This is a genomic window from Novosphingobium nitrogenifigens DSM 19370, from assembly GCF_000192575.1.
Taxonomy (GTDB): domain Bacteria; phylum Pseudomonadota; class Alphaproteobacteria; order Sphingomonadales; family Sphingomonadaceae; genus Novosphingobium; species Novosphingobium nitrogenifigens.
In genome coordinates this window covers 26894-39796 of the sequence record NZ_GL876935.1, presented here as the reverse complement: position 1 = coordinate 39796, position 12903 = coordinate 26894, and the positions used below count along the sequence as shown (strand labels likewise).

Annotated in this window: 11 protein-coding genes; 8 read left to right on the top strand and 3 right to left on the bottom strand. The window is 62.8% G+C overall.

Annotated elements, in window-relative coordinates:
• The first annotated feature begins 11 nt into the window (after positions 1-11).
• From Y88_RS16395 to Y88_RS16380, 4 genes are all read left to right on the top strand, one after another.
• The gene (locus Y88_RS16395; protein ID WP_008071235.1) at positions 12-1556 is read left to right on the top strand and encodes a DcaP family trimeric outer membrane transporter; all 1545 of its coding nucleotides are present in this window, start codon (positions 12-14) and stop codon (positions 1554-1556) included.
• A gap of 213 nt (positions 1557-1769) precedes the next feature.
• Positions 1770-2909, top strand: a complete 1140-nt coding sequence (locus Y88_RS16390) for a phosphoserine transaminase (protein WP_008071234.1) — start codon at positions 1770-1772, stop codon at positions 2907-2909.
• A gap of 136 nt (positions 2910-3045) precedes the next feature.
• Entirely contained in the window at positions 3046-4632 is a 1587-nt protein-coding gene (gene serA / locus Y88_RS16385) for a phosphoglycerate dehydrogenase (RefSeq protein WP_008071233.1), read from the top strand.
• 75 nt (positions 4633-4707) lie between these two features.
• Positions 4708-5826: an ATP phosphoribosyltransferase regulatory subunit gene (locus Y88_RS16380; protein ID WP_008071231.1), complete on the top strand. Its 1119-nt coding sequence runs from the start codon at positions 4708-4710 to the stop codon at positions 5824-5826.
• 16 nt (positions 5827-5842) lie between these two features.
• Here Y88_RS16380 and Y88_RS16375 read toward each other — a convergent pair whose 3' ends face one another.
• Entirely contained in the window at positions 5843-6766 is a 924-nt protein-coding gene (locus Y88_RS16375) for an alpha/beta hydrolase family protein (RefSeq protein ID WP_018075641.1), read from the bottom strand.
• Between the two features lie 196 nt (positions 6767-6962).
• On the opposite strand from Y88_RS16375, the gene Y88_RS16370 reads away from it, so the two are divergent.
• The 3 genes from Y88_RS16370 to Y88_RS16360 all read left to right on the top strand — a co-directional run bounded on the left by Y88_RS16370 (position 6963) and on the right by Y88_RS16360 (position 9895).
• Positions 6963-8252, top strand: a complete 1290-nt coding sequence (locus Y88_RS16370; protein WP_008071227.1) for an adenylosuccinate synthase — start codon at positions 6963-6965, stop codon at positions 8250-8252.
• A gap of 3 nt (positions 8253-8255) precedes the next feature.
• Positions 8256-8780, top strand: a complete 525-nt coding sequence (locus tag Y88_RS16365; protein WP_008071226.1) for a L,D-transpeptidase family protein — start codon at positions 8256-8258, stop codon at positions 8778-8780.
• A gap of 86 nt (positions 8781-8866) precedes the next feature.
• Positions 8867-9895, top strand: a complete 1029-nt coding sequence (locus Y88_RS16360) for a winged helix DNA-binding protein (protein WP_050805649.1) — start codon at positions 8867-8869, stop codon at positions 9893-9895.
• 15 nt (positions 9896-9910) lie between these two features.
• On the opposite strand, the gene Y88_RS16355 is transcribed toward Y88_RS16360, so the two are convergent.
• Together Y88_RS16355 and folE are read right to left on the bottom strand one after the other, a co-directional pair.
• Positions 9911-10873 (bottom strand): NAD(P)/FAD-dependent oxidoreductase, encoded by a 963-nt coding sequence (locus Y88_RS16355; protein WP_008071224.1) that lies wholly within the window; start codon positions 10871-10873, stop codon positions 9911-9913.
• Positions 10866-11519, bottom strand: coding sequence for a GTP cyclohydrolase I FolE (gene folE, locus Y88_RS16350; protein ID WP_008071223.1), 654 nt, complete (start codon positions 11517-11519; stop codon positions 10866-10868). The genes Y88_RS16355 and folE overlap by 8 nt, the downstream gene beginning before the upstream one ends.
• Positions 11520-11623: 104 nt before the next feature.
• On the opposite strand from folE, the gene Y88_RS16345 reads away from it, so the two are divergent.
• Positions 11624-12214 (top strand): PAS domain-containing protein, encoded by a 591-nt coding sequence (locus Y88_RS16345; protein ID WP_008071222.1) that lies wholly within the window; start codon positions 11624-11626, stop codon positions 12212-12214.
• Positions 12215-12903 lie beyond the last annotated feature (689 nt).

Sequence of the window (12903 nt, the reverse complement as noted above, 5' to 3'; positions counted from 1 at the left end):
CTGTCAGATGCATGATGCTGGTCGGGACGATCCTGGTCGGGGGAGGGTTGCCGGTCGAGGCGCGCGCCCAGGAAGTCGATCAGGCCATGGTCAGGGCCCTGCTCGACCGGGTGAACCGGCTCGAGGCCGAAGTGGCACGTTTGCGCGCTGCGCAAGGTGGAGCAGGCGCTTCCCCTGCGCAGACGGGTGCCCAGCCGGCGGTTTCCGCGCCGACGGCCCCGGCCAGGGTGGACCTTGCTGTCCCGGCACCGGCCATGGCGGCGACCACTCCCGGAGATTCGCTTGAAAAGGGGGATTCTGCTGTCGGTGTCGTACTTTCCCCGGTCGCAGTGGCGTCGGAAAGGGCGACCGAGCCCAAAGGATTGCTCGGATTTCACTCGGGCAACAGTCGGGTGGTCCTGTCAGGCTATGTGAAGCTGCTGATGACGACCGCGCGGTACAGCGGTGGCAACGATGCGACCGGGACGCTCGGGCGCGATGTCTATGTGCCGCAATCGATCCCGGTCTATAATCCTGCAAGTCCGACTTCGTCCACGCGGGTTACCGACATTGCAGCCAAGCAAACCCGGTTCTGGGTCGATGCCGATACCCGGATCGGGCATCACGTCCTTAAAGGTTATATCGAAATGGACTTTCAGGCCGCGCCGGGGACGCCGATGGCCTTGGGGCAGGGCACGCAGCGCACCACGAATGCCTATGATCTGGCCATGCGGCGCGCGTTCGTACAGTTCGACCGTTGGACTTTCGGGCAGGACTTCACGACGTTTGCCGAGCCGACTGTCATGCCGGAGAGCACCGATTACCTGGGGGCGATCGATGGGCTGGTCTTCGTGCGCCAGCCGCAAGTGCGTTACACCATGCCGTTGGTGCGTGGCGTGAAGCTCAATCTGTCGGTGGAAAATCCCGAAACAGCCTCGGCCACGCTGGTGCCGGATTCGACGACGAAGACGGTGTCGGCCTCGCTCACCGAGAATGGCGAGGATCATGCGCCGGACTTTGCGGTGCGCGTCGATTATTCGGGCAAGGTCGGGCAGATCTATCTGGCGGGGCTCGTGCGGCAGTTGCGGGTCGACAATGCGGGAGTGGGGGCGGCCCATGTGGTCGACGATCGCCTCGGCTGGGGTGTCAGCACGGCGGGCAAGATCGTGCTCGGCGGCGGCGCCGACTGGCGTTTCCAGGCGACCTACGGCTCGGGCATCGGGCGTTATCTTGGGCTGAACTTCGGGCCGGATGCCGTGCTGACGACGCAAGGGCGCCTCGCTGAAGTGCGCAATCTCGGGCTTTATACCTCGTTCCATCTGCCCCTGACGGACAAGGTGCGGTTCAACCTGCTCGGCAGTTTTCAGCGTATTGTCTATGATCGCACGCTCGATCGCGGGACGCTCGGCGTCGGGAATTACAATGCCGAGGCATGGAGTGCTGCTGGCAACGTGTTCTATTCGCCGGTTTCGAACATCGATCTGGGCATCGAATATCGCCATGGCGAACGCTGGCTGGTCAACAGTCTCAACGGGGCGGTCGATCGATTCGATTTTGCCGCGAAGTACAGCTTTTGAAGCAGTCGAATCGATTGGCGACAGGGGTTCGCCGAACTTTCCGATTTTTGCGCATATGGCAAACGCCCGGTTTCCGGGCGTTTGCCGGGAACGGCTCGCCGGCTGGTCAGAGGTGTCCAGACTCTTTTGTTGACACCGTCCGGTTCGCCTCTATTCCCGGCTCCGGGCCACGCGGTCCCAACGCCGCGCGAGCTCTCTGCGAGGAGAGTCTACATGACTGATACACGTCCGACCGCCAAACCGGCGCGTCCTTTCTTTTCGTCCGGCCCGTGCGCAAAGCCGCCCGGATATTCCCTTGACAAGCTTGCCACGGCCTCGCTCGGCCGCTCGCACCGCGCCAAGATCGGCAAGGAGCGTCTCGCTCTTGCGATCAATCTGATGCGCGAAGTGCTTGAGCTGCCCGATACGCATCGTATCGGCATTGTTCCCGGTTCGGATACCGGTGCCTTCGAAATGGCGATGTGGACGATGCTCGGCGCACGTCCGGTTACGGCGCTTGCCTGGGAAAGCTTTGGTGAAGGTTGGGTCACCGATGCTGTCAAGCAGCTGCGTCTCGAGCCGACTGTCGTTCGCGCCGACTATGGCCAGCTTCCCGATCTCGACAAGATCGACTGGACCAACGACGTCCTGTTCACTTGGAACGGCACGACTTCGGGCGTCCGCGTTCCCGACGGCGAATGGATCCCGGCTGACCGCGAAGGCCTGACTTTCGCCGACGCTACCAGCGGCGTGTTCGCCTATGACATTCCGTGGGACAAGATCGACGTCGCCACGTTCTCTTGGCAGAAGGTGCTGGGCGGCGAAGGCGGTCACGGGGTCATCATTCTCGGCCCCCGTGCCGTCGAACGCCTTGAAAACTATACCCCTGCATGGCCGCTGCCGAAGGTGTTCCGCCTGATGGCCAAGGGCAAGCTTGCCGAGGGCGTCTTCAAGGGCGAAACCATCAATACCCCCTCGATGCTGGCTGTTGAAGACGCGATCTTCGCGCTCGAATGGTCCAAGCAGGTCGGTGGTCTCGAAGGGCTCAAGGCGCGTTGCAAGGCCAATGCCCATGCTCTCGACAAGATCGTTGCCGAACGCGACTGGCTCGGCCACCTCGCGGTCGATAGCGGCATCCGTTCGCACACCTCGGTCTGCCTGACTGTCGAAGGTGCCGACGCGGACTTCATCAAGAAGTTCGCTGGGCTGCTCGAAAAGGAAGGCGCAGCCTATGACATCGCGGGTTATCGCGATGCTCCTGCGGGCCTGCGTATCTGGTGCGGTGCGACCGTCGAAACGGCCGACATCGAAGCTCTTGGTCCCTGGCTCGACTGGGCTTGGGCACAGCTCAAGGCTCCGGCCGAAGCCGCCTGAGGCTTTTTGAAAGGCGCCCTTTCCTCTCGTGTGTTGGGAGGAAAGGGCAGCCTCTTCGATCCGAAACATTCCCGATACATGATGCCCGCGCCCGGCCGATTGCCTGCGTGCGCCGGCGCTTGACCAGAGGTTTACCATGACCAAGCCCAAGGTTCTCATTTCCGACAAGATGGACCCCAACGCCGCGCGCATTTTTGCCGAAATGGGCTGCGACGTTGACGTCATCACCGGCAAGACGCCGGAAGAATTGAAGGCCATCATCGGCCAGTACGACGGTCTTGCCATTCGTTCTTCGACCAAGGTGACGAAGGACATCCTCGAAGCCGCGACCAATCTGAAAGTGATCGGCCGCGCCGGGATCGGCGTCGACAACGTCGATATTCCGGCCGCTTCGGCTCAGGGCGTTGTTGTCATGAACACGCCGTTCGGCAACTCGATCACCACGGCCGAACACGCGATTGCGCTGATGTTCGCCCTGGCGCGCCAGCTTCCCGAAGCCGACCTGTCGACCCAGGCAGGCAAGTGGGAAAAGAACCGCTTCATGGGCGTCGAAGTCACCGGCAAGACGCTTGGCCTGATCGGCGCGGGCAACATCGGTTCGATCGTTGCCAGCCGCGCGCTGGGCCTGCGGATGAAGGTCGTTGCCTATGACCCGTTCCTGACGCCCGAACGCGCCATCGAAATCGGCGTGGAAAAGGCCGACCTCGACACGCTGCTGGCCAAGGCCGACTTCATCACGCTGCACACGCCGCTGACGTCGGAAACCCGCAACATCCTGAGCCGTGAAAACCTCGCCAAGACCAAGAAGGGCGTGCGCATCGTCAACTGCGCCCGCGGTGGTCTGATCGATGAAGCCGCGCTCAAGGATCTGCTGGATTCGGGCCACGTCGCTGGCGCCGCACTGGACGTGTTCGAAACCGAACCGGCGAAGGAAAGCCCGCTTTTCGGCACGCCGAATTTCATCTGCACCCCGCACCTGGGTGCGTCGACGACCGAAGCGCAGGTTAATGTCGCGCTGCAGGTTGCCGAGCAGATGGCTGAGTTCCTTACCACGGGCGGCGTTACCAACGCTCTCAACATGCCGTCGCTTTCGGCTGAAGAAGCGCCCAAGCTCAAGCCGTACATGGCGCTTGCCGAAAAGCTCGGCGCTCTGGTCGGCCAGCTTGTCGGCGACAGCGTCAAGAAGATCGCAATCGAAGTCGAAGGCGCTGCTGCCCAGCTTAACCAGAAGCCCATCACGGCGGCGGTTCTGGCCGGTCTGATGAAGCAGTATTCGCAGACCGTGAACATGGTCAACGCGCCGTTCCTCGCCAAGGAACGCGGTCTCGACGTGCGTGAAGTGCGCCATGAACGCGAAGGCGAATACCGCACCCTGGTCCGCGTGACGGTCGGCACCGACGAAGGCGAAAAGGCGGTTGCCGGGACGCTGTTCGGCAATGGCCAGCCGCGCCTGGTCGAAATCTTCGACATCGCGGTCGAAGCCGACCTCGACGGCGACATGCTCTACATCGTCAACACCGACGCGCCCGGCTTCATCGGTTCGATCGGGACACTGCTGGGCCAGTCCAACATCAACATCGGCACCTTCCACCTCGGTCGTCGTCAGGCTGGTGGTGAAGCCGTGCTGCTGCTTTCGGTGGACAGCCCGGTCAGCGACGAAGTGCTGGCAAAGGCCAAGACCCTCAATGGGGTGCGGCTGGTCAAGGCGCTCAAGTTCGCCTGATCCAAACGGTGAAAAGCGAGGGGGGCTGCAAGGCCCCCCTTTTTTTGTCTGCTATTCCGGCTAAAGGCGGCCTCCATGAGCATCAGCGATCGCGATCTCCTGCCCGAAGGTCTTGAGGACCGCCTGCCGCGTGAAGCGGCGACCACCACGCGTGTCATGCGCGCGATTCATGGGGTGATGCATGCGCACGGCTATGACCGTGTGCTGCCTCCGATGATCGAATTCGACGAAACGCTTGCCCATCGCATGGCGGGCATCCGTTCGCGGCGCATGTTCCGCTTCGTCGATCCGCAAAGCCTGCGCATGTTGATGATGCGGGGCGACCATACGCCGCAGATCAGCCGCATCGCGGCGTCGCGTCTGGCTGGAGCGCCGCGTCCCTTGCGCCTGTGCTACGGCGGGCAGGTTCTGTTGATCCGTGGCGATGGTCTCGACCCGGCCCGGGAAAAGCTGCAATGCGGCGCTGAATTGATCGGCGTCGACAATGTCGCTGCGGCCAGCGAAATCGTCGCTCTGGCGATCGAGGCTGTGCAGGCGGCCGGGGCCACCGGGGTCAGTGTCGATTTCACTCTCCCCGATCTGGTCGATGTCCTGGCCGAGCAGGCCTTCCCCTTGCCGCCCGAGGCGATCGAGGGTGTTCGTCGCGAACTCGACACCAAGGATGCCGGTGGTCTCGTCGATGCCGGTGGGGCCGCTTATGTGCCTTTGCTCTATGCGGCCGGTGAATTCGACACCGCGATTGAGCGACTCGCAGGGTTCGATGCCGGGGGCGTCCTCGCGGGGCGGATTGCGGCCTTGCGCGAAATCGCGGCACGCCTCGGTGGCACGGCGCGGCTCACTCTCGATCCCAGCGAGCGCCACGGTTTCGAATATCAGTCCTGGTTCGGCTTCACGCTCTATGCCGAAGGCGTGCGTGGGGTTCTGGGGCGGGGTGGTACCTATCGCATCGGTGGGGCCAACGGCGGCGAAGTTGCGACGGGGTTCTCGGTGTTCCCCGATGCCCTGATCGATCAGATCTCGGGTGCCGAACCGGTCGAGGACAGTGTGTTCCTTCCCATCGGTCACGATGCCGAGGCTGCCGCGCGTTTGCGTGCGATCGGCTGGCGCACGGTTGCCGCGCTTTCGGAAGACGACAGCGCAAGGGCGCTCGGCTGCACCCACGTCCTGACTGTGGAAGGGCCCGAGCCGCTGTGATGGCTCGCCATCCCCGTCAGGGGGTGGCGAGCACGCGGTCTAGCCAGTCGTCGACAGCTTTCGTGCCGGGATAGTCGGGTATGCCCAGGCGCCGGTTGCTGGCGACATGCCCGGAAAGGCCCTGGCCCGGCAAGGCAACGACGTCGACGCTGCTTCCGGCGCGACGGAGTGCGGCGGCAAGCGCCTCGGTCTGGCGGGTGCCGTCCGGACGATCGACGTGCAGCAGCAGCCAGTTTGCGGCATTGGGTGCGTTGCTCTGACGCAATGGCGAGAGCGCCTGTTGGCGTTCCGGGTCGTCGCCAAAGGCTTGGCGATAGAGCGAACGCATGAGCGGTGCCCCCGCACGCAGTTGTTCGGGAACATCGTAGGCCGCGCCATCGATCGCGACGACGCCCCGCAACGCTGCAAAGGACAGACCAGTCGCATCGAGCCAGCGCGGATCGGTGCCGACGAGGGCGACGAGATGCGCCCCCGCGCTGTGTCCCATCAGGATTACGCGTCGGCGGTCGATGTGCAGGCGTTCGGCTTCCGCAAGCAATCTGGCGATGGCGTGGGCGACATCGCTGGCCTGATCCTCGACCCGGGAATCGGGTACCAGTCGATAGCCGATCGTCGCAAAGGCGATTCCCTTTGAGGTGAAGTGAACGATCTTGGCATTGCCGGTCGCGTTTTCGCGTGACCCCATGCTCCAGGCACCGCCGTGGACGAAGACGATCAGCGGCGAGGCGCCGGACTGTGCGGCAGGCAACGGTTCGTAGAAGTCGATCGCCTGGACGGGGTCCGAGCCATAGACCAAAGTCTGTGGAGCCGGAGGTGGCGCTATCCCGGCGCGTGCTTCGGCCAGTTGACCGGCGGCAAGGCCGATGCCGACGATCAGGGCGACCAGTGGGTTGCGGGTCCGTGGGGGAGGGATTCGGCGCGTTTTCCGGTTCGCTGTCATGATGCGATGATGCCATGCGGGGCGGTCGCCGGGCAGGGGGTTTTTGGCGCTCGCCCCCTTGACGACTCCCTTTCTCTGCTCCTAGTGCGCCAGCCGCAAGCGGGGCCGCGCCAGTCGGTTCCTTCATTCCATCCGCGGCGCCGAGTCCTGTCGAAGGGCGTCTTGCGGATCACCCGGCAGGGGGAAAGTTGTATCCATGGCAAACGTTACTGTAATCGGTGCCCAGTGGGGCGACGAGGGCAAGGGCAAGATCGTCGACTGGCTCGCCAGCCGCGCCGATGCTGTTGTGCGTTTTCAGGGCGGTCATAACGCCGGGCACACGCTGGTCGTCGGCGACCAGACCTACAAGCTGAGCCTGCTGCCTTCGGGCATTGTCACGGGTACGCTGTCGATCATCGGCAACGGCGTGGTGCTCGACCCCTGGGCGCTCAAGGCCGAAGTCGAGAAGCTGAGCGGACAGGGGGTCAAGATCAACCCCGACAACTTCGCGCTTGCCGACAATTGCCCGCTGATCCTGCCCTTGCACCGCGATCTCGACGGGTTGCGTGAAAGCGCTGCGGGCGCCGGCAAGATCGGGACCACCGGGCGCGGCATTGGTCCGGCTTATGAAGACAAGGTCGGTCGTCGCGCCATTCGCGTTTGCGATCTTGCTCATCTCGATGCGCTCGACGCGCAATTCGATCGTCTTTGTGCGCACCACGATGCCCTGCGCGCCGGGTTCGGGCAGAAGCCGGTCGATCGCGAGGCGCTGCTCGCTGATCTGCGCGAAATTGCGCCTTTCGTCCTCCAGTTCGCCCAGCCGGTGTGGAAGCGCTTGCAGACCGTGCGCAAGGCCGGCGCGCGGATCCTGTTCGAAGGGGCGCAGGGCGTTCTGCTCGATGTCGATCACGGCACTTATCCGTTCGTCACGTCGTCGAACACCGTGTCGGGGACGGCAGCTTCGGGTTCGGGCCTGGGGCCGTCGGCGACCGGCTTCGTGCTCGGAATCGTCAAGGCCTATACCACGCGCGTGGGTTCCGGGCCGTTCCCGACCGAACTCTCCGACGAAGTCGGCCAACGTCTGGGTGAGCGCGGTCATGAGTTCGGCACTGTCACCGGGCGCAAGCGCCGCTGCGGCTGGTTCGACGCGGTGCTGACTCGCCAGTCGTGCGCCATTTCCGGGGTCACCGGGATTGCGCTGACCAAGCTCGACGTTCTTGACGGGTTCGACAAGGTGAAGATCTGCACCGGCTATCGCCTGCGCGGCAAGGTGCTGGACTACTATCCCGCACATGCCGCCGATCAGGCCGAAGTCGAGCCGATCTATGAGGAAATGGACGGCTGGCACGGCACGACGGCCGGTGCCCGTTCGTGGGCCGATCTTCCGGCGCAGGCGATCAAGTATATCCAGCGCGTGCAGGAACTGATCGAGACGCCTGTGGCGCTGGTTTCGACGTCACCCGAACGCGAGGACACCATCCTCGTTCGCGATCCTTTCCTCGACTGACTTATGACGGGCTTCCGATCCGGCGCTGCGATTGCATGTCGCGCCGGACGGGGGCTTGTCGCTCTGGCATTTCTGGCTCTGGCGACAGCCAGCCATGCCGGGGCAGAGCATGGCGTCGAGCGCGTTCTGATCGAGAAGGGCGCGCGCAGGCTGACCTTGCTCGATGCCGAAGGTGGGGCGGTCAGGGTTTACGACCATATCCGCCTTGGCTGGGAGCCTGTTGGCCCCAAGCGTTTCGAAGGGGACGGGCGAACCCCCGAAGGTCACTATCGCATCGATTGGGGGCTGGAGAGCAGTGCCTATCATCTGTCGCTGCATATTTCCTATCCGGGGCCAAGCGATCAGGCGTATGCGCGCTCAAGGGGGCGTTCGCCAGGAGGCGCCATCTTTATTCACGGGTGGCCCAACGGGGCGAGGGATGCACCCGAAGGCGATTGGACCGCTGGCTGTATCGCTTTGGACAATGCGGAAATCGAGGAAATCTGGGGCCTCGTCGGGGACGGTACCCCTGTGGACATTGTTGCTTGATCCATATTCGAGATATCCGTAGTTGAACTTATTGCTCAATGTTCCAGTTGTGTTCGGCATCGGCGCGAACGGGGATGTTGAGCGACATGGGACAAGTGATACCGCAGTTCGAATACGGCAGCGGCGACGGTGGTTCGGGTCAGGGTTTCGGCCATGGCGGAGGCCGCTCTTCCCTCGCAGTATCGATTTACGCGGATCGCGGCTACCTGCGCGCCGAAATGGCGGAGGACGCAGCAGCAGCTGGCTTGCGTGTTGCCCAGACGACGGATCTTGGTCGTCTTCTCGAACCGGGTGAGCCGCCTGCATTGGCTGATCTTGTTCTGGTCGATTGTCCGGTCATCGACGGGGCCGAGCTGGCCGCGTTGTCGCGGCTGGATCAGCGCGCGTCTCAGACGGGATCGCATTTGGTGGTCTCCACGTCGATCGGCTCTCTGGACGATGTCTTCGGGTGTCTTGATCAAGCGGATGCCCAGATCCTGGTGACGCCGACGCGTGCGGATCGCGTCATCGCCTTGGGGCGTGTGCTGGCCCGTAGCGGCAATCGCGTTCGGGAACTGTCCGACGAGGATCGTCTCAGCCTGCTGCGTCTGACCGAACAGGTCAGCCAGATCGCGCAGAAGCTGGAGCAGCTTTCGGGACAGGGTGCTGCCGATACCGGCGGGGCCTTCCGCTTCGAAGGCGAGGTGGCGTTCGGCAAAGGGGATACCAAGCTCGATCCGCAGTTCGACAACGGCAGTGATCGCCTTGTCCGCGCTTCGCGTCCGCCGCTTCCCGATCCGCGTCTCGTGCGCAAGATTATTCGGCAGCGGCAATTGCGTGCCCGCTTTTTCGAAGGTGACCTTTTTGCCGATCCGGCTTGGGACATGTTGCTCGACCTGACAGCTGCCCGGGTGGAGCATGTGCGGGTTTCGGTCACGTCGCTGTGCATCGCATCGGGTGTGCCGCCTACGACCGCTTTGCGCTGGATCGGGCAGATGACCGATGCAGGGCTTCTGCAGCGTGTCGATGACGAAACCGACCGTCGTCGTGCATTCATCACGCTGACCGACAAGGCGGCAGATGCAATGGCGCGTTATTTTTCCGAATTGGGCAGCAGCGGCACCAGCATGGTGTGATTGCGGGATGGAGAATCACTTTTCGGCGATCATCTTTTTTGCGAGCGAGCGTCCGGAAATCCATGCGTCTTCGAGACGGTGGCCGAGCAGCCAGTCACCGCAGGCACCGAGGTTGAGTTCGGCATTCAAGAGGCAGACCGCTCCGGTCCCGGCCGAGAGGCCATAGCGCCAGCGATGAATCGACTGGGCAATTGGATCGGGAAGCGAGCCATTGCAAGCAGCGGCGAGCGCCTCGAGCAAATGGGGCGCGATGATCTCGCTGGCGTCTTCCAGATGCGCGACGGACCATTGCGGGCGTGCCTGAACCACCCAGCGTTCCGGTCCGCTCCTGCCGGGTTTCGCGTTGTCCCGCGCGGCCCAGCCGATCAGGCCTTGGTCCCGAATGATGTCGGCGTTATGCCGGACGGGTTCTGGAAACACGAACATTCCGGTCCAGCATGGTTGTGACCGCGCGAACAGGGCTGCCTGGGCGAGGTCGAAATCGTGAAGCGTCAGGATCGGGGCGGTTTGCTCGGCGGGAAGAGCAAGGACAACGTCGTCGAACAAAGAACTTTCGTGGCCTTCGCAGAGGAGCCGCCAGTGACGGCCCTCTCGTTTCAGGCCTTTGACGAGCGCGCTGAAATGAACCTCTTGGCGGGCAAGCAGGTGCTTCAGGATGCTATTCATGTTCGGGACGCCGATCAGGGCATCGGGACCGGCGGCGGGCCAGGGCTGGATCAGCCCGGCTCTTTCCCATTCACGGACTTCGAAAGCGAAGCGCTCGTCGCGAACCGTGAAGTATTGTGCGCCGAAGTCGAATGTCGCGATCCCGAGTGGCGTCTCGATACGACGGCTTGCCATGCGCCCGCCCGGGCCGCGTCCCTTGTCGAAGAGCGTGACACGATGGCCGTGGGTGCGAAGCGTTTCTGCGCAGGAAATTCCGGAGAGTCCTGCTCCAACGATAGCAATGTGTGACACGTCCTGGCGCCCTTCACCCACGTCCCATGAGGGCGAGGACTTCCTTGCGGCTGCTCGCGTCGTCGAGGAAGCAGCCGAGCATCCGGCTCGTGATCATCGCGACACCGGGCGTGCGCACCCCGCGTCCGGTCATGCACCCATGCTGCGCCTCGATCACCACGGCAACACCGTGAGGTTGCAGGGCGTTCCAGATGCACTGGGCGATTTCGCTCGTCATCCGCTCTTGGATCTGTAGTCGCCGGGAAAAGCCGTGCAGGACCCGGGCGAGCTTGGAAATGCCGACGACCCGGTGGCGCGGCAGGTATGCGATCGAGGCGCAGCCGGTGATCGGCGCAAGATGATGTTCGCAATGGGACTGGAAGGGAATGTCCTTCAACAGGACGACTTCGTCATATCCGGCGACCTCGCTGAAGGTTCGGCGTAGATGAAGGCCAGGGTTTTCCGTGTAGCCGGAACAGTATTCTTTCCAAGCGCGTGCGACGCGGGACGGGGTATCGCGCAAGCCTTCCCTGTCGGGGTTGTCTCCGGTCCAGCGGAGCAGCGTTCGGATCGCGCTTCGAACTTCCTCGGGAACCGGCGGATGTTCAGCTGCGGTTTCATGAGCCTCGCAATGGTCGAGGGTAAATGCCAGCTCGTTCAAGGTATCCGTTCCTTCCGGCGCGCCCATGGGGTAACAGCGCCATGGAACGCAGGATCGGCGTGGCTCTTCCCGGTCGCAACATGATCGAAAGGGCAATTGCAGAAAGCTCCGGAAAGGCGTTGTGAGGTGACATGGAAATGGACGCGATGATCGAGGACAGTCTCGTGGCTGCCGTGGTGAGCAATCCTCGGCTTCCCGACAATCCGATCGTATCCTGCAATCAGGCTTTTATTGATCTGACCGGATATTCGCGAGACGAGATCATCGGAAGAAATTGTCGATTTCTGTGTGGTCCGGACACCGAAGTGGACCTGACCGAGCGTTTGAGAGCGGGGATCGCGGCGCGGATGCCGGTCATGGTCGAAATCCTCAATTACAAGAAGGACGGAACGCCGTTTCGCAACGCTGTGATGATCGCTCCGATTTTCGGAGCCGATGGCGAACTTGAATATTTCCTGGGGTCTCAGGTCGAGCTTTCCGGCGGCCTTCACGACCAGAACAGGAAACGATCGGAGAGCGCTCGGGAAAAGGTCGAGGCGCTCCCCAAAAGGCAGCGTGAAATCCTGGAATGCATTGCCGCAGGAAAACTCAACAAGCAGATTGCATGGGAGCTTCAGATCAGCGAGCGGACAGTGAAATTGCATCGCGCTGCCGTGCTCAAGGCATTGGGTGTCAAGACCAGTGCCGATGCCATTCGCATGGCGATTGAAGCGGGACTGTAGAGGTGCCCGTCGTCAGTCGAGGTGTTTCAGGGGCTTGGCGTCTGGGGTTGCCGCCGATATAGCGAGCTCGACTGTGCGGGCGTGGCGGAATCGGTAGACGCAGCGGACTTGAGACCAAACGCCAAAATTGAGTGCGCGCGGGGAAACTCGCGCTGCAGAACTGCTCAAATTCGGGGAACCCTGTGAAATGGCGATCCCGAGCCAAGCCCTTCGATGGGAGTCGGAGGGAAGGTGTAGAGACTAGACGGGCAGCACCTAAGTCCTGGGTTCAGGGTATGGTGAAGGGATAGTCCAGACCACAAACGTCGGGGACGGACATCGCCCCTGACGGCGGCGAAAGCCGTAGTCGGTAAGAAAATCCGTTGGGCTTTGCCCGTGCCGGTTCAAGTCCGGCCGCCCGCACCAGTCACTCCCGGGAACGAATTCGATGCTGCCTTCACGAGGTGTGCGAAGCGGCCCAGTCGCGAGCCTCCGGAGCATAGGTCACGGCTGCGGGGCGCGTATTCATCCGGCGTGCCCCGCCTTGTTTGGCGCTGAGCGAACGCTCTTAAGGACGCTCTCGAGAGCGCACTCAGGAGCGGTGGATGCGGCAGATTACGGTTATGGATGGCCCGAGCGTCGTCGGCGCTGGACTGACGAGGAACGGCTGCGGATTCTGTGAATAGCCCCTAGTTTTCTAGACGCCTTCC

Coding starts and splice junctions, on each gene's coding strand:
- Y88_RS16390 (WP_008071234.1), top strand. CDS start 1,770: ATGACTGATACACGTCCGACCGCCAAACCGGCGCGTCCTTTCTTTTCG.
- Y88_RS16360 (WP_050805649.1), top strand. CDS start 8,867: ATGGGACAAGTGATACCGCAGTTCGAATACGGCAGCGGCGACGGTGGT.
- folE (WP_008071223.1), bottom strand. CDS start 11,519: ATGGGCGCGCCGGAAGGAACGGATACCTTGAACGAGCTGGCATTTACC.
- Y88_RS16395 (WP_008071235.1), top strand. CDS start 12: ATGATGCTGGTCGGGACGATCCTGGTCGGGGGAGGGTTGCCGGTCGAG.
- Y88_RS16370 (WP_008071227.1), top strand. CDS start 6,963: ATGGCAAACGTTACTGTAATCGGTGCCCAGTGGGGCGACGAGGGCAAG.
- serA (WP_008071233.1), top strand. CDS start 3,046: ATGACCAAGCCCAAGGTTCTCATTTCCGACAAGATGGACCCCAACGCC.
- Y88_RS16345 (WP_008071222.1), top strand. CDS start 11,624: ATGGAAATGGACGCGATGATCGAGGACAGTCTCGTGGCTGCCGTGGTG.
- Y88_RS16375 (WP_018075641.1), bottom strand. CDS start 6,766: ATGACAGCGAACCGGAAAACGCGCCGAATCCCTCCCCCACGGACCCGC.
- Y88_RS16365 (WP_008071226.1), top strand. CDS start 8,256: ATGACGGGCTTCCGATCCGGCGCTGCGATTGCATGTCGCGCCGGACGG.
- Y88_RS16380 (WP_008071231.1), top strand. CDS start 4,708: ATGAGCATCAGCGATCGCGATCTCCTGCCCGAAGGTCTTGAGGACCGC.